Source organism: Candidatus Magnetaquiglobus chichijimensis (assembly GCF_045865675.1).
In the GTDB taxonomy this organism is placed as follows: domain Bacteria; phylum Pseudomonadota; class Magnetococcia; order Magnetococcales; family Magnetaquicoccaceae; genus Magnetaquiglobus; species Magnetaquiglobus chichijimensis.
In genome coordinates, this window is the sequence record NZ_BAAFGK010000004.1 from 2,234,683 (window position 1) to 2,257,515 (window position 22,833).

Annotated in this window: 17 protein-coding genes; 4 read left to right on the top strand and 13 right to left on the bottom strand. The window is 62.8% G+C overall.

The genetic code is table 11. The features are described from left to right. Window positions 1–201: 201 nt before the first annotated feature. The 3 genes from ACOY6C_RS13750 to prmA form a co-directional block, all read right to left on the bottom strand. Entirely contained in the window at window positions 202–954 is a 753-nt protein-coding gene (locus ACOY6C_RS13750; RefSeq protein ID WP_420906039.1) for a motility protein A, read from the bottom strand. 81 nt (window positions 955–1,035) lie between these two features. Beyond that, the gene (gene mtnA / locus ACOY6C_RS13755) at window positions 1,036–2,085 is read right to left on the bottom strand and encodes an S-methyl-5-thioribose-1-phosphate isomerase (protein ID WP_420906040.1); all 1,050 of its coding nucleotides are present in this window, start codon (window positions 2,083–2,085) and stop codon (window positions 1,036–1,038) included. Continuing rightward, a complete protein-coding gene (prmA, locus tag ACOY6C_RS13760; protein WP_420906041.1) occupies window positions 2,082–2,948 on the bottom strand; it encodes a 50S ribosomal protein L11 methyltransferase in 867 nt (288 codons plus the stop codon). Before prmA ends, mtnA begins: the two co-directional genes overlap by 4 nt. A gap of 184 nt (window positions 2,949–3,132) precedes the next feature. Between prmA and mfd the strand changes: the two genes are divergently transcribed. From mfd to ACOY6C_RS13780, 4 genes are all read left to right on the top strand, one after another. Next, window positions 3,133–6,669: a transcription-repair coupling factor gene (mfd, locus tag ACOY6C_RS13765; RefSeq protein WP_420906042.1), complete on the top strand. Its 3,537-nt coding sequence runs from the start codon at window positions 3,133–3,135 to the stop codon at window positions 6,667–6,669. 193 nt (window positions 6,670–6,862) lie between these two features. Beyond that, entirely contained in the window at window positions 6,863–7,294 is a 432-nt protein-coding gene (locus ACOY6C_RS13770) for a type II toxin-antitoxin system RelE/ParE family toxin (protein ID WP_420906043.1), read from the top strand. Next, entirely contained in the window at window positions 7,294–7,737 is a 444-nt protein-coding gene (locus ACOY6C_RS13775; protein ID WP_420906044.1) for a helix-turn-helix domain-containing protein, read from the top strand. Before ACOY6C_RS13770 ends, ACOY6C_RS13775 begins: the two co-directional genes overlap by 1 nt. Beyond that, a complete protein-coding gene (locus ACOY6C_RS13780; protein WP_420906045.1) occupies window positions 7,734–8,267 on the top strand; it encodes a hypothetical protein in 534 nt (177 codons plus the stop codon). The genes ACOY6C_RS13775 and ACOY6C_RS13780 overlap by 4 nt, the downstream gene beginning before the upstream one ends. A gap of 76 nt (window positions 8,268–8,343) precedes the next feature. Here the strand turns inward: ACOY6C_RS13780 and ACOY6C_RS13785 are convergent, their stop codons facing one another. From ACOY6C_RS13785 to ACOY6C_RS13830, 10 genes are all read right to left on the bottom strand, one after another. Next, the gene (locus ACOY6C_RS13785) at window positions 8,344–9,873 is read right to left on the bottom strand and encodes a PfkB family carbohydrate kinase (protein ID WP_420906046.1); all 1,530 of its coding nucleotides are present in this window, start codon (window positions 9,871–9,873) and stop codon (window positions 8,344–8,346) included. Between the two features lie 23 nt (window positions 9,874–9,896). Next, window positions 9,897–10,910 (bottom strand): GDP-mannose 4,6-dehydratase, encoded by a 1,014-nt coding sequence (locus ACOY6C_RS13790; RefSeq protein WP_420906047.1) that lies wholly within the window; start codon window positions 10,908–10,910, stop codon window positions 9,897–9,899. A gap of 85 nt (window positions 10,911–10,995) precedes the next feature. Further along, complete coding sequence (locus tag ACOY6C_RS13795) at window positions 10,996–13,077, bottom strand: alpha-ketoacid dehydrogenase subunit alpha/beta (RefSeq protein WP_420906048.1); 2,082 nt, start codon at window positions 13,075–13,077, stop codon at window positions 10,996–10,998. A 19-nt stretch (window positions 13,078–13,096) separates the two neighbouring features. Beyond that, a complete protein-coding gene (locus ACOY6C_RS13800) occupies window positions 13,097–14,194 on the bottom strand; it encodes a radical SAM protein (protein WP_420906049.1) in 1,098 nt (365 codons plus the stop codon). Between the two features lie 410 nt (window positions 14,195–14,604). Continuing rightward, window positions 14,605–15,840, bottom strand: coding sequence for an FkbM family methyltransferase (locus ACOY6C_RS13805; protein ID WP_420906050.1), 1,236 nt, complete (start codon window positions 15,838–15,840; stop codon window positions 14,605–14,607). A gap of 117 nt (window positions 15,841–15,957) precedes the next feature. Beyond that, window positions 15,958–17,598: a phytoene desaturase family protein gene (locus tag ACOY6C_RS13810; protein WP_420906051.1), complete on the bottom strand. Its 1,641-nt coding sequence runs from the start codon at window positions 17,596–17,598 to the stop codon at window positions 15,958–15,960. Window positions 17,599–17,740: 142 nt separating this feature from the next. After that, entirely contained in the window at window positions 17,741–18,034 is a 294-nt protein-coding gene (locus ACOY6C_RS13815; RefSeq protein ID WP_420906052.1) for a hypothetical protein, read from the bottom strand. A 279-nt stretch (window positions 18,035–18,313) separates the two neighbouring features. After that, the gene (locus ACOY6C_RS13820; protein ID WP_420906053.1) at window positions 18,314–19,795 is read right to left on the bottom strand and encodes a TolC family protein; all 1,482 of its coding nucleotides are present in this window, start codon (window positions 19,793–19,795) and stop codon (window positions 18,314–18,316) included. Window positions 19,796–19,799: 4 nt separating this feature from the next. Further along, complete coding sequence (locus ACOY6C_RS13825) at window positions 19,800–21,080, bottom strand: HlyD family type I secretion periplasmic adaptor subunit (protein WP_420906054.1); 1,281 nt, start codon at window positions 21,078–21,080, stop codon at window positions 19,800–19,802. Window positions 21,081–21,153: 73 nt separating this feature from the next. After that, complete coding sequence (locus ACOY6C_RS13830; protein ID WP_420906055.1) at window positions 21,154–22,791, bottom strand: ATP-binding cassette domain-containing protein; 1,638 nt, start codon at window positions 22,789–22,791, stop codon at window positions 21,154–21,156. Window positions 22,792–22,833: the final 42 nt, after the last annotated feature.

The window sequence follows — 22,833 nt, forward strand, 5'->3', positions numbered from 1 at the left end:
GTCCAGGGGCCCATGGCCCCTGGTGGGATCCAAGGGCAAAGCCCTTGGGACTCTTCCTCTGTCTTTGGCGCGCTCTTCAAAAGAGCGCGCCAAAGACAGAAGCCAAACCTCGGAGGCTCCGCCTCCGAACCTCCGCCAGGGATCTTGCGATCCCCGGACCCCTGCAATCGCCGGGATCCTGAATGGTTACCGCGCCGTTTTCTAATCGATCTTGCGTGCCGTGGGCGGAAGAACCGCGATCAGGGATTGCATCAGCATGCGGGGGTTGACCCCCTTTTGAATGCTGATCATGCCATCGATGATCACCTGACGGACCATCTGCTCCTCCTCGCTGTAGGCCACCAGCTTGTAGGAGACCGGAATCGCCACCAGATTGGCGATCAGGATGCCGTAGAAGGTGCTGACCAGAGCCGTGGCCAGTCCGGGTCCGATGGCGGATGGATCCTCCATGTGACCGAGCATCTGCGCCAGACCGATCAGGGTGCCAAGGAGTCCGAAGGCGGGGGCCGCCTCGGCGATCCCCTCGAAGATCCCCACGCCGTTGCGGTGGCGATCCTTTTGACAGCTCAACTCCTTGGCGAGAATCTTCTCCAGAAAGGCCGGATCCGCGCCATCGACGCAGTGGTTGATCGCCTTTTGCAGGAACTCGTCGTCGGACTTGACCTTTTCCAGGGCGAGGATGCCATCCTTGCGGGCGATCTGCGACATCTCGACGATCTGCTTGATGATCTTGTGGATGTCGTGGGATTTGACGAAAAAGGCCTTCATCAGGATGCTGAAGGCGCCGAACACTTCGCTCATGCGATGACGGATGAACAATGAGGCGATGGTCCCGCCAAAAACGATCAGGATGCTGGGGATGTCCACGAACATGCCCAGTTGGCCACCCATCAGGATGGCGCCGAACATCAGCACCAACCCGAACACGAAGCCGATTATCGTTGCGAAATCCATGGCGCCGGTATCCTGTCAGATCATTCGTATCAAAAAATCACGCAAGAGATGTTCCAATTCTCATCGCGAAGCCGCGATCTGTCAAGCCTTGAGCGCCGCGCGCATGCGGATGGCATCCGGCGCGTGGACCACCCCCCGTTCGGTGACCAGCGCGGTCACCAGTTCCGCCGGGGTGACATCGAAGGCAGGATTGAACACCTTGACCCCTTCGGCGGCGATGCGCAGGCCGCGCACATGGGTCACCTCGTCGGCGGGGCGCTCCTCGATGGGGATCTCCAGGCCGGTCGGCGTCTTGAAATCGATGGTGGAGAGGGGACAGGCCACCAGGAACGGGATTCCGTGGCGTCGCGCCAGCACCGCATGACCATAGGTGCCGATCTTGTTGGCGGCATCGCCGTTGGCCGCCACCCGATCCGCGCCCACCACCACGGCATCGATCAGACCGCGACTCATGGCGTGTCCGGACATGGAGTCGGTGATCAGGGTCACCTCGAAGCCGTCCCGTTCGAGTTCCCAGGCGGTGAGACGCGCCCCCTGCCAGAACGGACGGGTCTCGGTGGCGAAAACGCGCACCTCTCCGAAGCGTTCGCGGGCGGCGCGGATCACCCCCAGGGCGGTGCCATATCCGGCGGTGGCCAGGGCGCCGGCGTTGCAGTGGGTCATGATGGTCAGCGGACGCCCCGAGGGCGGCGCGGGAAGAATCGCGGCCCCGGCCTTACCCATGGCCCGACACGAGGCGATATCCTCCGTGCGGATGGCTTCGGCTTCGCGCAGCAGCCGTTGCGGGAGATCGACCGGATCACCCGCCAGCAGGGGTTCGAGGCGATCCAGGGCCCAGCCCAGATTGACCGCCGTAGGACGCGCCTGACGCAACAACCGCATCCCCTCGGCCATGGCCTCGGGCCAGGAGGCGGGCGTTCCCGAGTCTGCCAGACGGAACGCCTCGACCGCCACCCCGAAGGCCGCCGCGCAACCGATCGCCGGCGCGCCGCGCACCACCATGGCGCGGATCGCCTCGGCCACCCCGGCGGCGGAGGTGAACTCCAGATAGCGCTCCTCGGTCGGCAACAGGCGTTGATCGAGCATGCGCACCTTGCCATCCTTCCAAACGGCCACGTCGAAAACGGTCATGCTCTCTCTCCGATCCTCAACAACAACACCGCCCACTCCTCGATGAACAAGGAGCGCTCCAGGCGCGCCCCCTCCCCTTCGAAGGCCAATTGGATTTCTCGCGCCTGTTCTCTCAAGATTCCGGAGAGAATCAACCACCCTCCCGGCGCCATGGCCGCCACCAGCCGCGCCGCGTTCTCGAGCAGCACCGAGGCCAGAATGTTGGCCACGCCGGTTTCGAACCTCCCCTCGGGCACGTCGGCCCGTTCGACCAGCTCCACCCGCCCGGCCACGCCGTTGGCCTCGACGTTGCGCCGCGCGGTCTCCACCGCCACCGGATCCAGATCGGTCCCCAACACCGATTCGGCCCCGAGCAGGGCCGCCCAGATCGCCAGGATCCCGGAACCGCTCCCCATGTCCAGCACCCGCCCCAACGGGCGCGTTGCGGCCAGATCCTCCAGAAGCTCCAGGCAACCGCGGGTGGTGGCATGGGTGCCGCTGCCAAAGGCCATCTCCGGATCCATGCGGATCACCAGGCGCTCCGGCTCATCCGCCGGCAGGGCCAGCCAGGAGGGGACGATCCACAACCGTTTTCCCACCTGCAACGGCTGATAATCCACCTTCCACGCCTCGGCCCAATCCGTGTCCGGCAGATCGCGCCACGCCACGGCGTCCCCATCGAGGGTTACATCGTGCGCGGCCAACGACAACCGCAAGCGGATCTCCAGATCGTCCCGATCCACGGTATCCTCGAAAAAACCGGTCACCAGCAACCGCTCGCCGGTCAAACCGGTCGAAACCCCCATGGATCCCTCGTCCGCCAGCCACTCGGCCACGGGCTCATCCCACGGGCGATCCACCATCACGCGCAATTCCCAGGTCATGCTTTGCTTCCGATCCCCTTGGAGTCCACTTTGGATTGCCTCATTTTTTTTTGAACGCCCTGTCGTGCAAAAAACATCGCGAACAGAGTTGACAGCGGATCTTATCTGATCCTAAATACACAATCAATTATTCGTCCGTCACACCGCGTCGAGCACCCGATACCATATCTTTCTTTAAAATCTCGTGAAACATCCCCTGCTCACGCCGCTCGTTCCCCTGATGGACCGTCGCGGCTCTCCCCACCCGCTTCTGGGCAATGCGCCCGGAGCCGCGCTCGCCTGGCTGGCGGTGGAGTGTACCCGACACATTCCCGGCCCGGTCGTGGTCGTCACCGGCAGCACGACGCGCGCCGAAAGCCTCTATCGCGAAATGCTCTTTTTCGCCGATCAGCTCCAGCCTGCCCTCACACTCCTGCCGTTTCCCTCCTGGGAGACCCTCCCCTTCGAGCGGCTCTCCCCGTATGGACCGATCATGGGCGAGCGGATCCGCGCCCTGTTCCGCCTCACCCAGACCCTGGGCGGGGGACCGATCAGCGCCGGCGACGTGGCCGGACACACCCTGACCACCCTGATCACCACCCCGGCGGCGCTCATGCGACGCACCGTGCCCCATCGCCATCTGGCCAGCCACGGCTTTTCCGTGGCCAAGGGGGATCAACTCGACATCGCCGCCCTGCGACTGTTTTTCTCCTCGGCAGGGTATCGGGCCGTCGCCCAGGTGGAGGAACCGGGCGAATTCGCGATTCGCGGCGGCATCATCGACCTTTTCCCGCCCGGTCGCGAGGATCCGGTACGGCTGGAGCTGTTCGGCGACGAGGTGGAAACCCTGCGCCTCTTCGACCCCATCACCCAGCGCTCCACCGACCGCATCCAGTCGGTGCAGGCGTTGCCGGTCAGCGAGGTGATCCTCACCGAGGAGACGATTCGCGACTTCCGCGCCTTCTTCCGCCAGGCCAACGGCATCGGCGCTGCCGAAGACGAACTCTACAAACAGATCTCCAAGGGCGAAAAAGCCCAGGGGATGGAGCAGTATCTCCCCTTCTTCTACAGCCCGGCGGAGAGTTTTTTCGACTATCTGCCACCCGACACCCTCTTCCTGCTCGACGGCGACGCCCTGGCCGAGGCGCGTCACTTCGAGGCCGAGGTCACCGAACGGCTCGCCCAACTCGATGCCGAGGGAAGCCGAGATCCGTTCCACCCCGCGCCCCCCCGCGAACTCTATCTGACCGCAGAGGAACTCACCGCCCAGCTCGACCGCTTTGCCACCTTCGCCATCTCTCCCCAGGCGGCACCAGGAGGGATTTCCCTCGGCTTCGATCCGGCCCCGCGTTTCATTCTCCCCCCGGATCCCGACCAGCCCGAACCGCCCCGACCGCCGCTGGATCTGGCCGGCGAGGCGATCCGGAAGGCCCAGTCGCAAGGATTCCAGGTGTGCATCACCGCCGCCTCGATGGGACAGCGGGAGCGACTGCGCGAACTCCTCGAGGATCACAAGATCCCCACCGGCATGATCGCCCACTGGCGCGAACTGGCCTCCCGCCCCGCCTCGACCACCTGCTGGCTGGCGGTGGGCGATCTGGAGTCCGGCTTCGTCCATGGGCGCATGGGGATCCTGCTGCTCACCGACAGCGCCATTTTCGGCATCAAAAGCAAACGCCGCAAGACCGATCCCCGCTACCTGGATCAACTCCTGGCCGGATTCGCCGACCTCAAGGAGATGGATCCGGTGGTCCACGCCGATCACGGCGTGGGTCGCTACGGCGGATTGCACTCCCTGGAGGTGGGCGGGATCAAGAACGATTTCCTGCTCATCCACTACGCCGGCACGGACAAGCTCTACGCCCCGGTGGAAAACCTCGACCGGGTGACCAAATACATCGGCGGCGAGGAGGTTCCCCTCGACAAACTGGGCGGCGTCAAATGGGAAAAGACCCGCGAAAAGGCCAAACGCAAGATCCTGGAGATGGCCGAGGAGCTGGTGCGTCTGCAAGCCCAGCGCGAGGCCCATCAGGGGTTCGGCTTCACCCCCCACGATCCGCTGCTCGAGGAGTTCGCCGCCGGCTTCTCCTTCGAGGAGACCCCGGACCAGACCGCCGCCATCGAGGCGGTGCTGGCCGACATGGCCTCGGCGCGCCCCATGGACCGGCTGGTGTGCGGGGACGTGGGTTTCGGCAAGACCGAGGTCGCCCTGCGCGCCGCCTTCCGCGCGGTGATGGACGGCAAACAGGTGGCGGTGTTGACCCCCACCACCATCCTCACCCAACAACACTACGAAACCTTCCTGCGTCGGCTCGCCCCCTATCCGGTCACGGTGGAGATCCTCTCCCGCTTCCGCACCCCGGCGGAACAAAAATCCGCCATCGAACTGATCGCCCACGGCGGCGTGGATATCGTGGTCGGCACCCACCGGTTGTTGCAGAAGGATGTGATCTTCAAGGATCTTGGGCTTCTGATCGTCGATGAGGAGCAGCGTTTCGGCGTGGTCCACAAAGAGCGCATCAAGCAGCTGCGCGCCACGGTGGATATCCTCACCCTCACCGCCACCCCCATCCCCCGCACCCTGCACATGGCCATGAGCGGCCTGCGGGACATCTCCATCATCGCCACCCCGCCGGTCAACCGGCTGGCGATCCGCACCTTCGTGTTGCCATTCGATCGCCAGAAGGTGCGCGAGGCGGTGCTGCGCGAGATCTATCGCGGTGGTCAGGTCTTTTTCGTCCACAACCGGGTGGAGGATATCGAGAAGATGGCCGCCGATCTGACGGAACTGGTCCCCGAAGCCCGGATCGGCGTGGCCCATGGCCAGATGCGCGAAGGACGGCTGGAGAAGATCATGCTCTCCTTCTACCGTCAGGAGTTCAACCTGCTGGTCTGCACCACGATCATCGAAAACGGGGTGGACATCCCCACCGCCAACACCATCATCATCCACCGCGCCGACCGCTTCGGCCTGGCGCAACTCCATCAGCTGCGCGGACGGGTGGGCCGGTCGAAACACCGTGCCTATGCCTATCTGTTCATTCCCGACCCCCGCTCCCTCACCGAGGATGCCCTGCGCCGCCTGGAGGCGATCGAATCCATGGGCGAACTGGGCGCCGGCTTCACCCTGGCCACCCACGACATGGAGATCCGCGGGGTGGGCAACATCCTCGGGGACGAGCAGTCCGGCCAGATCGAAGAGGTGGGGTTCGAGCTGTACAACCAGATGCTCAAGGAGGCGGTGGACGCCCTGCACGCCGGCCACGGCCAACCGCTCGCGACGGAGAAGAAGGCCGAAGAGGCGTTCTCGCCGGTCATCAACCTGCACCTCTCCACCCACATCCCGGACGATTATGTCCCGGACGTGCGCCAGCGGCTCACACTCTACAAACGCATCGCCACTTTAGAGACCGCCGACGACCTGCGCGAGATGCGCGCCGAGCTGACCGATCGCTTCGGCCCCCTGCCGGACTCCACCTCCAACCTGTTGCGGGTGATGGGACTCAAGCAGGCGTGTCGCCGGATCAAGATCCTCAAGATCGACGCCGGCCCCAAGGGGGCATCGATCCAGTTCCATGCCCAACCCCAGGTCAAACCCGAAGGGATCATCCAGCTGCTTCAGGAGGGCGGCGGCGCCATCCGTCTGAACCACGAAACCCAAACGCTCGGCATCAAGGAGCGCGCCTGGGAGGATCCCACCCGCCGCATCGACGAGTTGTACGCCATCCTGGGCCGGTTGTAACCTCACGCCATAAACTCCTGCGCAACCATCCCCCCCTTTTTTCACCCCACACGGCTTGACACCTGTTATTTGCCGCATTAACCTGAATCGATTCCGTATGATTCGGATTGATCTTTCGACCGACTGTCCAGACCAGGAAGTGCGGCAACATATTGGCTTGACACTTGCAAAAAATTAACCTACAAGGTAATCCATGATCCTGCGCAATGTCACCAAGGCTTCTGGCCCTTGGAATATACGTGCTCTGTGCGATGATCGAAAAGAGTGCCAGTTGCTGCGGTTTCTGGCCGAACTCCCTGCGCAGTATCAGGGATCCCAAAGAAGTCTGTTGGCGCTGCTCAAGTCGATTGCCGATGGCAGCAGGTCTCCTCACGATTTACCGGATGACAAGTGCCATTTGATTGACAGAAATCATGGAATTTGGGAATTTATTGTCGGGAAAATTAGAGTTCTTTGGTTTTATGATAAAGGAAAAATAATCCTCCTTTCCCATGCTTTCTTGAAAACAACCAAAAAAACGCCACCCCCTGAGATCTCTCTGGCGATTTCGAACAAAAACAAATACGAAGCAGACAAGAAATCAAACGAGATCACGATTCTGCCAGACGAACAAGGAACAAAATGATGAGCACGATATCCTTTGCGGATCTCTTTGCCGAAGCCGAAAAATACGACGACTATTGGAAGGAACGGGTCATCCTGGACTTCACCACCGATCTTTACCAGGCCATGCTCAAGAAGAAACTGAGCAAAAAAGAGTTTGCCGCACTGTTAGGCGTCTCGCCGCCTCAGGTTTCCAAGATTTTCAGGGGCGAGGGCAATTTCACGGTCGAAAGCATGGTGCGCTGGGCCAATGCGCTGGACTGTCAACTCCGGGTCCACGTAGGCCCTAAAGGCAAAAACGTCCGTATGTGCGACGCATCGGATGGTTATTGTTGCTATGCCTCCAGCGCATCCTCTGAATGGAATCCCATCGAAACGACCTTGACCACAAAACCCGAGGCAACGTTGACCTATCAACCTCAGGGGACCACCACCCTGGATGATGCCAAGCGGATCGCGGCATGAACGAATCGTTACGAGCCCTTCTGAACTCGGTGGAACTCCTGGAGATCCATATGGACGGTTTTGTCGCCAGAACGGACGACCGTGCCCTGATCCGCCAGGGGGAAGGTCTGCGGTTGCTTGGCAGGCACGATCTGGACCACTTCACGATCACAGAAGAGACACCCGCACGGCTTGAGGTGCGCTATGCCATGGGCGTGATGCTGGCCGGCCAGGAGAAGGAGGAGAAATCACCACCAACCACGGCTGGAGTGATCGAGTGTCATATGGTCGCAACCTATGCCGTCAAGGAGCCGCTGCCGGAGATCCAGACCGTGGAAGAGTTCGCCAGGACATCGGTGTTGTTCAATTTATGGCCCTATTGGCGACAGTTCGTCCAGGAGTCCTCCATGCGTCTCCAATGGCCGATCATTCGCATCCCGTTGTTCAAGTTCACCCAAGCCACCCATCCGACCTCATCGGCCAGCAAAGACGCCTCGTCGGTGACCCAGAAACCTCCAGCACGATCGAAAAAACGCGCTCCGGTCGCATGACAGGCTTATTGGCCTCGCTACGCGACGTTCGCCAAGCGGATTTCTTAACCTGAACGCCCAGAATCGCTCCGGCCCGTCACTTCAACAACGTATTGATATACTTAAACATCGATACCGGGGCAATGGGTTCGCGGTTGCAGACGATCTGCACGTCCAACGCTGCCGCCACGCTGCCGATGAAGAGCGCCAGCTCCGGCTCGATGCCGCCGCTTAACGACAGGCTGGCCAGGGAAAGAAAACTGTCCCCTGCCCCCACGCGATCGACGATGCGGGTGGAGAGGGCCGGAATGTGGAGCAGGCGATCCGTTGTGCCATCCAGCCACAAGGCGCCGGCGGTCCCCTGGGTCACCGCGAACTGTTGGGCATGCACCTTGGCGCTGATGGTGCGCATCAGTCCATCCAGCGGATCGAAACGATTGTGGGCGGCCAGACGCAGCTCCGGCTCGTTGACCGCCACGAAATCGGCGCGCGGATAGCGGGTGATCACATGATAGCCGCGATTGCCGCCGTTCACCTGGGTGTTGACCGCCAGATAACGGGCGTGGTCGCACAACGCCTGGACCATCCTGGCCGAAATCAACCCATTGCCGTAATCCGGCACCACCACCAGATCGAACGATCCGGCATTCTTGGCGATCCAGTCGCACGCCTCGGCCTCCCGCGTCTCGGAAAGGGGCTCCTCCTCGTAGAAATAGAGTTCGAACAGCTTGTTCATCGACTTGTCGATGAATCTTCTTTTCAGAAGTGTCGGCGCGGATTCAAATTCGTAAAAGACGGTCTCGATGTTCGGGGCCAGCTTGGAACGGATGAACGGGGCATAGGGGTCGTCCCGACCCACGCCGGAGAGCAGGGTCACCCGATCGACAAACCCGGCCAGATGGTTGGCCACCGCCATGGCCCCGCCCGCGAACAGCTCGTTGGACTCGTAGCGGGCGGCGATGACGTTCACCCCCTTGCCGGTCAGTCCCATCGGGGTGGTGGTGCAATACTCGTCGATGATCGCCTCGCCCACCACCAGCACCCGTTTGTCACGCAACCCCTGGCACCGGGCGATGATGTCGTCGGCGCGGTAGCGGACGCGAAAATCCTGCAAACAGGCTTTGGTCTCCGGGGTGAACACCTCGAAGTGGTTGTTGATGATGCCGCTGGAGCTGAACAGAATCTCCTCGGTGAAGCGCATCTCCCCGCCGTGGCTCTCCACCGCCCGCTGTTCCAGGGAGATGTTGCCGCTGATATCCTGTTCCGGATTCTTGTAGTCCTGACCCTTGACGTAGATCGAGGGACGCACCGCGTGCAGCACCGGAATCGCGGTCGTGGCATGGTTGACCGCCACCCAGGTCACGCAATCCAAAGCCGCCAGGCTTTCGGCGCGCAGCGTATCCGGGAAGATCGGGCGTCCCGGTCCTTTGTTGACGAACGCATCGGCGGTGATCGTCACCACCAGAAGATCCCCGAACGAGCGGGCCATTTGCAGATGACGCACATGACCGGGGTGGATCAGATCGAACACCCCGTGGCACAGCACCACCCGTTCGCCCTGCTCCCGACTCTGCCGGCTCTTCTCGGCCAGCTCCTGCAACGTGATGATCTTGGTTTGGGTCGTCATCGCCAATCCGCCCGTTCTCGTGATTAAGGTTTATCCAGATATTTGAACCAGGTAGCCGTGGCCTGGGCAATGCTTTCCTTGTCCCACAACGGGGCATCGCGCCAGTTGTCGATCTCGGCGAGCATGTTGGCCACCCCGGTGGCAAAATCCACCGTCGGCTGCCAGCCGAGCTGGCGGGTGATCTTGTCGGTATCGGCCCAGGTGCAGTCCGGCTCGCCGGGTCGTTTGGGGATGAACACCACCTCCCCGCCCAGAAGCTCCACCAGATGGAGCACCGTCTGGGGCTTGCCGGCGCCGATGTTGTAGATCTCCCCCGGATGGTTCCCCTGGGCGGCCCGATAAAACGCTTGAGCCACGTCGGTGACGTAGATGAAATCCCGCGATTGGGTCCCATCCCCCACCACGGTATAGGGTTTGCCGGCCAGTTTCTGGCGAAAGAACACCCCGAACACCGCGCCATAGGCTCCGGTGGTGCGCACCCTGGGACCATAGGCGTTGAAGATGCGCATGGCGTTCACCGGCATGCCATACACCTGTCCCCAGTGCAGCACCGCCAGCTCGCCCAGATATTTGCTCAACGCATAGGGGTATTGGGGTCGGATCGGATGGGTTTCGGGGGTGGGGGTGTCGGCCAGACCGTAACAGGAGGAGGATGCCGCGTAGACGAACCGTTTCAGGCTCCCCTCCCCGCCATGCCGGGTCGCCTCCAGAACCCGCACCGTGCCTTGCACGTTGGTCGCCAGGTAGTCGATGGGCTGTTCGATGGAGGGGACCAGATCGCCGATGCCGGCAAAGTGATACACCTCGTTCACCCCGCGAAAGATCGGGTGATCCGGTTGCAGATCGCGGATATCCAACTTCTCCAGGCTCAGATCCGGGTTGCTGGCCGCGTGGGCGAGATTGGACTCCCGTCCGCCGCTTAAGTTGTCGATCACCCGCACCTGGTACCCTTCCCGCAGCAAAAGGTCGGTCATGTGGCTGCCGATGAAGCCGGCCCCACCGGTCACCACGGCGATGGGTTTTGGTATCGATGCCATCGATGATTCACTCCCTTGCTAAAGATTCAACACCTCATGGTTGCCGAATTCCGGCAACGAATCAGACCGGATTTTTATCCCCACCTCAAAACGGGCCGGTGAACTGGGCATTCGGCACATCCCGATTCCCCTGCCGATGCAAACGACCGAACACCGCCTCCTCGTTGGGACGCCGCTTGCGCCGCAACAACGGCAGAATCGCCCTGGCAATGCTCTCCGCATCCGGATCGTAATACCGCGCCAACACCGGCGAAGTGGGCAACGGATGGTCCGGATAGGCCACCCGCACCGGCGCCTTGTCGAGTTCCAGAAAGGATCGCTCCGTCACCCGCGCCACCACCTCGGCACCCATGCCGCAACTGGTCCAACCGGTATCCGCCACCACCAGCCGACCGGTCTTGCGCACCGAAGCCAACACCGGCGCCAGATCCAACGGCTGCACGACCGACAGATCGATCACCTCCACCTCGATGTCGTGCTCGGCCAACACCTCGGCAGCCTTCAAAGCCTCCAGAACCATGTAGGAGTAGGCCGCCACCGTCACATCCCGCCCCTTGCGCACCAGTCGCGCCCGGTCCAACGCCAGCCGATACGGCGCTTCCGGCACATCCCCCAACACCCCGTGCAACCAACGATGCTCGATGAACAACACCGGATTGGGATCGTCGATGGCCGCCAACAACATCCCCTTGGCATCCCGCGCGGTCACCGGCATCACCACCTTCAACCCCGGAATATGGCCGAACAACGCCTGAAGACTCTGGGCATGCTGCGGACCCTGGCCCCAGCCACGCCCGATGATGGTGCGCAACACCAACGGCACCGGTCGGTTGAACAGGTAATGCCACTTGGCCGCCACATTGGCCAATTGATCCAGGGCCAGATACAAAAAGTCGATGCGCTGATGCACCATGACCGGTCGCATCCCGGCCAGTGCCGCGCCGATGCACGCCCCGGTCAGCCCGTTTTCGGACAACGGCATGTCCATCACCCGCGCCGGACCGAACTCCTGAATCAGATCCTTGGTGGTGCCGAAAATCCCGTGCGGCTCCGGCACCCCCTCGCCGATCAGAAACACCCGTTCGTCGGCAGCCAGCGCCTGGGCCGTAGCCTCGCGGATCGCCTGGGCACACCGGATCAGACGCGGCGCGGCACGGTTCTCCAACGTGGACGGCCACTCCGGAGCCGGAGCGAACACCCCGTCCCCACGCGTCTCGGGATCCGGGAACGGCGCGGCCCTGGCCCGCTCGAAGCCGGCATCCACCTCGGCCTGAACCTCGGCGCGCAAGGCGTCCAAGGTCGCACGCTCCACGCCCCGCTCGATCAAACGGGCCTCGGCAAGCCGCAACGGACACCGCTCGCGCCACGCCTCCATCGCCCCGGCGGGATGATACCCCAGATCCGAATCGTCGTCCGGTCCGCAATGCTGCACCATGCGGTAGGTGGCGAACTCCAGAAAGGCCGGCCCCTCACCCGCCCGCGCCCGCGCCACCGCCGCGCCCGCAGCAGCCCACACCGCCTCCACGTCGTTGCCATCCACCTGCCAGACCGCCAGACCGTGAGCCCTGGCGATGCCGTGGATGGACCGCTCCGGCTGCCGCTCCCCCACATGGGTATAACAGGCATACTGATTGTTTTCGCATAGAAAAAGCACCGGGATTTTCTTCAACACCGCGAAGTTCATCACCTCGTGAACCACCCCCTCCTCGAAGCATCCATCTCCGAAGAAGACCGCGCCGATGTTGTCACTGCCGCGCATCCGTTCCGCCCAGGCCACCCCCACGGCCAACGGTACCGTATCCCCCACGATCGGGGTGGCGCCCAAAAAACCGGCCTCCTGGTCCACCAGATGCATCGATCCACCCCGGCCCCGACAACAGCCGGTGCGGCGTCCGTACAGTTCGTCGAGAAACGGCTGCAACGCCCCACCCTTGGCCAGATAGTGACCATGAGAACGGTGCGCGCCGAACAAACCGTCCGCACTGCGCAAATGCGCCCCCACGCCGCTGGCGATCGCCTCCTGTCCCAGACACAAATGGACCGGACAACGCATCAACTGTCCGTCCTCGCGATAACGACTGGCGATCCCCTCCTCGACCAGACGGATCAGGGTCATGTTCCGATGGATGGCCAGCAGGTCGGCGGTGGCAAGCGCGGTTTGATTCATGACGCAACCCGAGTGAAAATCATATGAAATTGATGTGCGGCACGGATTGGGTGTCGATCGCGTGCAGATAACGGTTGATCTCGTCCATGCGGCAGTTGACCCGGCAGGCGGAGATGTCGAGTTCCTTCTGGATATACTCGAAACTCTTGCGCCGCGCCTCTCCCTCCCAGATCTCCTGGAAACTCTGCTCGTTCAGGTTGCCATACCCGAACCGCTCGTCCAACAAAAAGGCGCTGCACCCGAACACCCGACCATCCGCCATCACGAAGCCCCACAAGAATGGGGTGGCATAGCAGCGCTGATACCGCTCGGCGGAACGCATCTTGGCCATGGTGTGCCAACGGAAGATCAAGGAGAATCGATCCGTATTCCAATGGGACAGGGATTTCTCGATCCCCTCGAACCCCTCGTAGGAGAACTCCTCGTAACGGCGCGTCTTGCTGAACAGATGCTGGGAGTAGGGCTTGACCACCAGATAATCCAGTCCGATCTCGTCCCGGCAGATCCGGGCCAGATCCCCGATCTCGTGCTGGTTCTCCTCCAGAAGAAGCATCTGCGCCCCAAGCACCACCTTCAACCCGTCGCGGCGCTTCTTCTCCACCATGGCGCGCATGTGCTCGATGGCCTTGGCGAAATCACTCTCCCGGGTCTGGTGCAACGCCGCGTAGGTCGCGGCGGTGCCGGCGTTGATCGACGCCTTGATCCAGGAGATCGACTCCAGGGTATCGATAAAACCCGGTGGCATCACCGTGGCATTGGTGGTAAATGCCACGTCGATGCCGGCCTGCCTGGTCAGGGTGACGATGCGGGCCATCTCCTTGTGCAACAGAGGCTCCCCCTCGCCGGCATACATGATGCTCTTGACCCCGAGCCGCCCCATCTCCGGCAACCGCTTCTCGAGCAACCCCACGTCGATGCGCACCGACTGGTAGCCGACATAATCGACCGCACAGAAAACGCAACGGTGGTTGCAGGCCCCGACCGTGGCGATCTCCACGTAGATCGGATAGATCCCCTTGGCCTTCTCCCAATCCCCTTGATGAGCCAACACCCGCGCGGCCCGCTCCGGGTGATAGATCAATTTATGGCTGTCGATCCGATAGACATCGCGACTCATGGTCCATTCCATCCATCAGGCTGTCAAAAAACGGTCAATCCCCGAGGATCCGGCAACGTTTGCACGCCGGACAAGCCCTTCCAACCCAACACTCTGGAAAGGCATTCAAGAAATGTTCCATTTCGATAACATTCTTCAACCGTCGGACAAATCCTCTTCCCCATGTCCACGCCAAGGGAAAGCGGGCAAACACAAGCATGCGGGCGTGACGCGGGGATGAGAGACGGGCACGGATTGCCGACAGCGGGCATTTCTGACCGGGCGGGGGCGGGTGGGAGTCCGGGAGGATCCTTCCCTGACCGGTCGCACGATGGCGTGGACGGATCGGGCGCGGGCGAAAATCCGGCTGCCGCGTGGCGTGGACGGATCGGGCGCGGGCGAACATCCGGTTGCCGCGTGGCGTGGACGGATCAGGCGCGGGCGAAAATCCGGTTGCCGAGGCCGGAGCCGCGTGCGCCGACCAGGCGCCAACCCACGGTCGCGAGCAGCCGTTCGGCCTCAAGCACCTCCTCATCCGCGCGCATCTCGATCAACAGATGTCGCAGACGCGGATCGGCCAGGGTGGCCATGGCCCCGCGCAACACTTTAAGCTCCGGGCCATCGACATCGATCTTCAGATGGGTCGGAAACGGCAGGAACGGGGCGGCGCGCACGAAATCATCCAAGGCATAGGCCACGCAACCGGAAAAAAAGGTCTCGCCGGGAATCCCCTGGCGGTCATCGATGCCACGATGCGACCAGCCGCCGCCAACAAAATAGGAGTTGCCGAAACGCAGCACGCCGGACACATCCGACAAGGCGATCGGAAAGGCCATGACCGCTCCGCCCAGCCGGTTGAGATGGATGTTGGTGTTGAGTCGCGCCACGTTCAGAGGCGCAGGTTCGAAGGCCACGGCGCGCACCCCCGCATGCAGACTCACCGCGTGCAGGGCATAATAGCCGACATTGGCCCCCACGTCGTACAGCACGCTCTCCGGGGTGATGGTCTCATCCAGCCAGGCCACGGTCTCCGGCTCCGGAATCGCCACCTGACGCAGCTCGCTCTCGTTGGCGATCGCCATCCGGAACGGACGACCCGGCGTGGCGATCTCGACCGCCTCCTGAAAAACGACCGGCTCCAGATCGCGGGTCACCCGAGGCATGCCGTTGTGGTCGGTGGTGCGGAACTCCAGGGGCAGACGCATCGCGTTGAATCCGGCCAGATGGGCGGTCAACCGCTCCCCATCCAGAAGCATGGACAAGGCATCCGCGCGGGTCAGCCGTCCTTCCCGGATCGCCTCGGCCAGACAGGTCGCATGCCAGGGGCTCAACACCCCGAAATCGTGCCGCACCCGCAACGAAAAGGGCTCCGCACGCTCCACGGCGGCGAACAGTTCGTCCACCGCCTGCTGCTCCTCGTGCAGAAACGGTTTTTCGTCCGTGGCCCCGGAGAGGGATTCGAGCACCAGTTCCACCCGCTCCTCCAGGCTCATGAAGGAGGGAATCAGCCGCAACTGGGTGATGGCGGCATCGATCTCCGCCTCGGCGACCGCCCGCCCGAAGACCAACTCCAGACCGGCGCGAATCCCGGCGCGCTCCACCGCCCGTCCCTCGTCCAGCGCCCGCAACGCCGCGCGCACATGACCGCTCAACATCTCGACTTCCATCGTGCTTACACCCTTTTCCAAGGATCACCCGTGACGGACCTCGCCCAGGTCATCCGTGTTGTCTTCCCGTGCTTCCGGTTGCATTGGAACGTGCGTCGAAGGCCGAACAAAAAACCATCATACCCCACGTTTCAAAGCCTTGAAAGTCATCTCCGCAGCCACGGTCCCGGTCAGGATCGCCTTGCTGTAGCCCGGCCCGAAGGCGAACGACGAGGCCAGCAGCAACCCGTCGATGCCGGTCTGGCAACCGCGTTGAAAGGCCGAACCGCTCCGGTTGGCCACGCCCGGATCCCCGAAGCCGTGAACCCCGCCCAGAGGATCGTTCAGATAGTTGCGCACCGTGCGCGGCGTGGCCATCTCCTTGTAGACGACGCTCCCGGCGATCCCCGGAAAGGCCCGGTCCAGGGCCGCGATCAGGGCCTCGAGCCAGCCGGCCTTGTGGGCCTGGTAGGCCGCCTCGTCGGTGGGCCAGTTGCTCAAACGATCGATCCAGTTCATCAGCCCCAGGCACTGCCCGTGCGCGCCGCTCATCTCGCCGAGCTGGCTGTAATCACAAAACAAGAAAGGCGCCTCGCGACTGCCGGGGGGCAGACCCATGAGTGTGGCGCTCTCCGGCATCTTCTGCATGCTGTCCATCCACTCGGGAAAGATGAACTGGGCATACTCCCCCACTCCGAAGCGGCTGGGCGGTCCATCAAAGCCGAGATAGATCGTCCAGTTGGAAAGATCCGCCGCCAACCCCTCGTAGGGCCGATAGAACCGCCCCCGCAACGCCTCGGGCAAAAGGTCGCGCATCACCCGTGGCGTGGCGTTGCCCAGCACCATCCGGGCACGGCTCTCCTGCGGATCGGGCTGACTCGCCTCCCGGCCCGAACCGATGATTCCGGCCTTGCGATGCGCCACGCCCACCACCCGCTCCCCCTCGGTCAGGAGATGGCTCACCTCGCGGCGCGTCCAGGCCTCGCCGCCATGCGCCCGGATGATCCCCGCCAACTGGTCGCTCAACCGTTGCGAACCGCCGCGGATGTAGTGGGCGCCGTAGTGATAGGAGGCCTGGGAGAGCGAAAAATCGAACAACGAGATCAGCTCCAGACTCTCGGTGAAAAATTGCAGATTGGCGCACAACGCGAACTGGATCGCCTCGTCGGCCCCGAACAGGGTGGTGAGAAAACGGCGCATGGAGATCTTTTGCGCCGCATTCAGGGTGTCGAGCTGCTGTTGCGGAGTGGCCGGTGACGGCGGAATCCCGGCGGACTCCAACAGGGCGGTCTGAATGTCGGCCAGATCGCTCAAGGGTGTCTGGCCCCATTTGAGCTGCTGGATGTAGTTCTGGTTGCGGGTGTTGCGCAGATGCCGGATCGTGGAAAAATAGGTGCGAATCCCCTTTTCGTGGTGTGGAAAACGGTTCGTGACCGCCTCGATGGCGGCGTCATGGCCGCGTGGCAGGCGGAAATCGCCATTCAACAGGGGATGGCGTAAATTATAGAACGTTTCCGAGGTGGCCACCGGGACCGCCTCGAGCAGTCCGAGCTTGGCAAACACCGGGGTCTTGAAATCCTGGGGGTCCAGTCCGTCCAGCATGCACAGGCTGGCTTCGACCTGGAGGTCACGGCGTTTGAAGGTGGTGGCCGCGCCACCGAATTTGTCGTGTCGCTCGAGCAGCTGCACGCGGCGACCGCCCTGGGCCAGCAGCGCGCCGGCCACCAGGCCGCCAAGACCGGCGCCAACGATGATTGCGTCGAAGGGGGGCGGGGACATTCGTGACGAGCCTATCATAAAGGGTAACGAAAAATGATTCAGAATTCGCTCTCTTGCAACCGGTCAAACATCCGTTGCAGAGAGCCTTTGCTGCATGGTCTGTTCGTTTGCGCGTGCCCCAAGCCTTGAACCGGCAGGTCGATTATTCAGGAACTTCAACCCATCCCATTCTCAAATAATGTTTACGCATGATCCCTTTGGCAAAAAACGGATAAACAAGCCATGAAATTCCCAAGGTAATCATGCTAAGAATCAAGGAAATTAAAACATGACGCCATACGCCTTTAACAGCGAAATAGAACATGCCAAACAAAAGAACCCACAACCATACCAATGAAGAAACTTCTTCAGTGTATTCGTTTTCCTTGTTCATGAATTTCATAATGTCTCTCCAGGCCTGATTGTCCAGTTTTACGATTATTGGTGTTGTTTTCATCGACCACCGTCCATGGTTCAATACTGGCCGGTGAAAGCGATCATCCCAATGCCACGAGCCATGCGCCATGATTCGTTGCCAAAAAACGGCAACAAATCATGGCGCATATAAACGCGCGCTTGCGCGTTTTTCACAAAAGACGCAAAAAATGATTATCATGAAAAAGCGCGCAAAAATCCAAGCCAACGTCATATAAAATCAAAACCTCAAAACTTCGCCCCAAACCCCACCAGGGGCCCCTGGCCCCTGACCCCGTTCACCTGTCAGCCGAATTGACCATCACTCTGCCGGCGCTTTCTTGGAGACCGGTTTCTTGTCCGCCGCTCTCTTTCCCGCCGCTTTCTTCACCGGAGCCTCCTTGTTGCCCTCGGAAACCGACTCCCCCGGCTTCACCTCATTCTCCAAGGCATCTCCCCTGGGCATCTCGAACCGCTTGCCGCGTTGCAGAAGCTCCAGGTCCAACGCCCCCATGGTCTTGAGCAATCCGAAACGGGCCACGAGCACGTCGGCCATGGCGGTTTCGGCATCACTCCGGGCATTGATCAACCCGGTCTCCCCGGAAAGCACGTCAATCAACGACCGGGCACCGTGCAGACGCTCCTGACGGGCCATGCGCAGAAACTCAGCCGCAATGCGCGCCTGGTTTTCCAGGAATTCAGCGTTCTCCTGGGCCGTGCGAATCGTCTCCCAACCGTTGCGCGCCTGCTCCTCGCTCTGACGCCGGGCATCCTCCAGACGGTTCCCGGCGGCGGCCATCCCCTCCCGCGCCCCATCGAGCGCATGGAATCCGGCCAGACCAAGATTGAAGGGGTAGCTCATCTCCACACGGGCCGCCAACTCCTGCTGATTGCCCTGCACCCCCTCGGCGTCCTCCTTGTACTTCTTCTCCACCACGGCACCCACCCTCGGCGACAACTCCGCGCCGATCACCCGCGCCTTCTCCATCTCACTGGTGGTCACCGCCACCTGGGCGATCTGGATCTGCAGGTTGCCGTCACGGGTCCGGGCCAACACCTCCTCCAGGCTGGGAGGCAGACGGTTGGCCGGATTGGCCAGCTCGAAAAGCGTCTCCGGCGGACCCGGCTCCACCTCGAACAGGGTGCGGAAGTGGTTGATGGCGGTGTTCACCGAACCCTTGGCCCGCGCCAGACGCGCCTGGGCTCCGGACAACTGGCTGCGCGCCTGCAAGGCATCGGTCTCAAGGCCGCCGCCCAACTCCACCCGGCTCTCCTCCAGACCGGTCTGCTTGCGGATGTTCTCCACCGACTGCTCGGCGAACGCCAGGGCTCGATGGTGTTTCAGAAGATTCACGCAGGTGGTGGCCGCGTCCAGAATCAGATCCGCCCGTTGATTGGCCAGCGTCAACTCCGACTGCAACCGCGACAACTCCGCCTTGGAAAACTCGGCATGGGTCTTGCCAAAGTCCCAGAGGAGTTGATTCAGCGTCATCGTCAGGGTTTGGGCCTCCATCTCGGTCCGTTTGCCGCCATTGGCCGGCTTGCGCTTCTCCTGACCCGTGGCGCCGTTCACCTTGAAATCCGGGAACCAGCCACCGCGCACCTTGCCGACATTCGCCCGCGCCGCCTCCACGTCCCGCTTGGCCGCCAGCAGACGCGGATGCTGCTCCAACATCCGTTCCGTCAGGCCGCGGCAATCCTCGGCCCACGCCGGGGTGATCAGGCCGCAAGCCAACAAGCCGGCCACGAGCCCCAGCCGCACCCGCGATACCTTCCGCCTCTCACCTGGAATCAACCGTTTCATGCCTTCAACGTTCCTGAAAAGTGGCCTGCAACGAACGCAACCACGGGGTCAACAGATAGTCCAACACGGTCCGGCTGCCGATCAGGATCATGCACACCACCTGCACGCCGGGATACAACGCATAACTCTGCTCCTTGGCCTCGAAGCGATTCCGCTCCGTGACGATGCGAATCCGGTAGAAGGTCTTGCCCTCCGAGGTGACCAGCGCATCCGGACTCACCCCCTCCACCTCGCCGGCGATGCGACCGAACAGCACCGCGTCCTGGGAGTTGAGGGAGACCCACACCCGCTGCCCGGCATGCACATAGCCGATGTCCTGTACCGGCAGACGGGCGTCGATGATCAGGCGATCCTCGACCGGCACGATCTCCATCACCGTCTGGCCAGGGCCGATCACCCCGCCCTCGGTGGACACGGCCATGCTCTTGACAATCCCCTCCACCGGCGAACGGAGGATGGTCAGATCCTGGGCCTGACGGAATTTCTTCAGACGTTGGGACTGCTCCTCGTAATTCTGCCGGGCCTGGGTCAACTCCTTGCGCGCGCTCTCCAGAAAATTGGCCCGCAGCGAGTCGGCCCGCTCCCGCGACTCCTTGAGCGCCGCGTTCAAACGGGGCTGCGCCGCCTTGTCGGCGGCGATCTGCCCCTCGATGTTGCGCTGCTGCCGCACCAGTTCCAGATGGTTCATGCGGCTGGTCAGTTTTCCTTCCATCATCTTCCGGCTGATCTCGACCTGATCGCTCACGGTCGCCAGAATCTTCTGATTGCTCTCCAGGCGGATGCGGTTTTCGACCAGTTCCTGTTCGCGCTGGCTCACCGTGCTCTTCAAGGTGGAGAGTTCATGGGCGAACCGTTCGCGCCGCGCCTGAAAGGTGGCCTGTTCGGTCCTGACCCGCTCCGGATCTCCCTCGATCACCTCCGGGTCGAACCGGGGCGCGTCGCGCTCCTCCACCTCGGCGCTCAACCGGCCCATCTCGGCCAGAAGTCCCAGCAAACGCCGTTTCAGCTCCTCGAAATCGGCGTTGGAACGGACCGGATCCAACCGCAACAACGGCTGGTCGCGGCGCACGGTCTCCCCCTCCCGGACCAGGATCTCCTGAACGATCCCGCCCTCGAGGTGCTGAATCGACTTGACCCGCGAACTGGGCATCACCACCCCCTGGGCCTGGGTGGTCACATCCAGGGGGGCATGGGCGGCCCAGAACAGCAGGAGGCCGAAAAAAATCGCGCTCACCAGCAACAGACGCCGGGCGTGCCGATCGAGCATGGAGGGTTCGTCGCCCATCAGCGGCATCCGCGCCGCGAGAGGCGCCGCGCACCCGGCGGAAAGCCGCGCCCGCCCAACCGCCGGACCCCGCTCACGATCCACCTCCCCGACGCCCCAGATCGATCACCCGCCCCGCCCCCTGGAGGATGCTCTCGTCATGGGAGGCGATGATCAGGGTCTTGCCACGCCGGGCCAGTTCGATCAACAGGCCATACACCTGGGTGGTGGCCTCCCGATCCAACCCCTCGGTAGGTTCGTCGAGCAGCATCACCGGCGCATCGCCGGCCAGGGCGCGGGCCAGGGCGAAGCGGCGTCGGATCCCCGGCGGCACCTCCCGACCATCGTGACCGAGAGCCAGATCCAGACCCGCCGGATGCTCGGCCAGAAACCGCCCGGCCCCCACGCTCGTCAACAGGGCGCGCATGCGCTCCTCGTCCAGCGATCCCTCCACCGCGAGAAGATTCTCCCGCAAGGATCCATCCAGAAAGGTCGGCTCCTGGGGCAGATAGCCCAACCGGCGGCGACGCCACTCCGGGGCCAACTGACGCATCTCGATCCCATCCACCAGGATCTGCCCTCCGGTTGGTCGCATGAGCCCGGTCATGAGCGCCAACAAGGTCGATTTGCCCGAACCGTTCGGTCCGGTGACCACACAGATCGTTCCGGCGGGAATCTCCACGGAGAGCGCCCGGATGAGGGCCACCGGACGACCCGGCCACTGCATCGTCACCTCGCGCAAGGAGAGGTCACCGCGACACGCCGTGGGAGCGGAACCGCTCTCCGATTCGGGCTCGACCCCGCGGGCGAACTCCCGTGCCGCCCGCAAGGTGCTCTCCGCCTTCTTGAAAGCCTCGGCCAGGGTGACCAGACGTCCAATCGGCCCGAAGGCGCGTCCCGCCAGAATGTTCACCCCGATCAGCGAACCCACGTCCAATCGGCCATCCACGACCAGCAGCGCCCCCACCCCGGTAAGCGCCACGTTCCCCACGGACTGGAGCGCCTGGGCCCAGGAAGCCGCGCCCCCCCCCGCGAGGGCCATCCGCCGTCGGATGTGGGCCGCCTCGTGGACCACCTGACTCCAGCCGCCCATCAGAAGTTCCCTGCCGCCGAAGTGGCGCACGCTTTCGGGAGCGCGCAGGGCCGTGGCCAGCAATCCGGACTGGCGCTGGTTGATCGCGTGCCAGGCCCGAACCGGAACGTTCATGCGGCGCTGTCCGAACCAACCCGCCGCAACCAGCAGAAGCATCACCAGCAGGGTCACCAAAGCCAGGGACGGAGCCAGCAGGGCGATGATCCCCACGAACAGGGCCAGATAGGGCAGATCGGTCAAGGCCGCGATGTTGGCCGCGCCCAGGGTGTTGGCCTCCTGCTCGACGCCGCGCACCAACGCCTCCAACTCCTCGACCGGACGTTGCCGCAACGTCTCCAGGGGCGCGGTGAGAAGCAGTCCGAACAGCCCGATGGTCAGACGGGTCTCCTCGTCGCGGGAGATCTCCGCAGCCAGGCTCAACCGCACGCTCCGAAAGACCAGCTCGCCCAGAATCGCCAGCACCACGCCCCCGGTCAAGGTGAGCAGCGTGCCGGTGACCCCGTACACCACGTAACGGTTGAGCACCTGAATGGTATACAGCGAGGAGGCGATGCCGAGCATGTTGATCATCAACGCGGCGAACAGCAACCGCGTCAATGCGCCCGGATGGCGCCGCAACCGCTCCCAGACGACTCTCATCGATGCTCCGCGTTCCTGGTCATTCAGACCCTCCGCGCCCCG

Excerpts from the sequence above, each read along its gene's own strand:
- ACOY6C_RS13770 (WP_420906043.1), top strand. The coding sequence starts at position 6,863 with ATGATCCTGCGCAATGTCACCAAGGCTTCTGGCCCTTGGAATATACGT.
- ACOY6C_RS13810 (WP_420906051.1), bottom strand. The coding sequence starts at position 17,598 with ATGTCCCCGCCCCCCTTCGACGCAATCATCGTTGGCGCCGGTCTTGGC.
- ACOY6C_RS13790 (WP_420906047.1), bottom strand. The coding sequence starts at position 10,910 with ATGGCATCGATACCAAAACCCATCGCCGTGGTGACCGGTGGGGCCGGC.
- ACOY6C_RS13805 (WP_420906050.1), bottom strand. The coding sequence starts at position 15,840 with ATGGAAGTCGAGATGTTGAGCGGTCATGTGCGCGCGGCGTTGCGGGCG.
- ACOY6C_RS13750 (WP_420906039.1), bottom strand. The coding sequence starts at position 954 with ATGGATTTCGCAACGATAATCGGCTTCGTGTTCGGGTTGGTGCTGATG.
- ACOY6C_RS13780 (WP_420906045.1), top strand. The coding sequence starts at position 7,734 with ATGAACGAATCGTTACGAGCCCTTCTGAACTCGGTGGAACTCCTGGAG.
- ACOY6C_RS13815 (WP_420906052.1), bottom strand. The coding sequence starts at position 18,034 with ATGAAAACAACACCAATAATCGTAAAACTGGACAATCAGGCCTGGAGA.
- prmA (WP_420906041.1), bottom strand. The coding sequence starts at position 2,948 with ATGACCTGGGAATTGCGCGTGATGGTGGATCGCCCGTGGGATGAGCCC.
- ACOY6C_RS13795 (WP_420906048.1), bottom strand. The coding sequence starts at position 13,077 with ATGAATCAAACCGCGCTTGCCACCGCCGACCTGCTGGCCATCCATCGG.
- mtnA (WP_420906040.1), bottom strand. The coding sequence starts at position 2,085 with ATGACCGTTTTCGACGTGGCCGTTTGGAAGGATGGCAAGGTGCGCATG.
- ACOY6C_RS13785 (WP_420906046.1), bottom strand. The coding sequence starts at position 9,873 with ATGACGACCCAAACCAAGATCATCACGTTGCAGGAGCTGGCCGAGAAG.
- ACOY6C_RS13775 (WP_420906044.1), top strand. The coding sequence starts at position 7,294 with ATGAGCACGATATCCTTTGCGGATCTCTTTGCCGAAGCCGAAAAATAC.
- ACOY6C_RS13800 (WP_420906049.1), bottom strand. The coding sequence starts at position 14,194 with ATGAGTCGCGATGTCTATCGGATCGACAGCCATAAATTGATCTATCAC.
- ACOY6C_RS13825 (WP_420906054.1), bottom strand. The coding sequence starts at position 21,080 with ATGGGCGACGAACCCTCCATGCTCGATCGGCACGCCCGGCGTCTGTTG.
- ACOY6C_RS13820 (WP_420906053.1), bottom strand. The coding sequence starts at position 19,795 with ATGAAACGGTTGATTCCAGGTGAGAGGCGGAAGGTATCGCGGGTGCGG.
- ACOY6C_RS13830 (WP_420906055.1), bottom strand. The coding sequence starts at position 22,791 with ATGAGAGTCGTCTGGGAGCGGTTGCGGCGCCATCCGGGCGCATTGACG.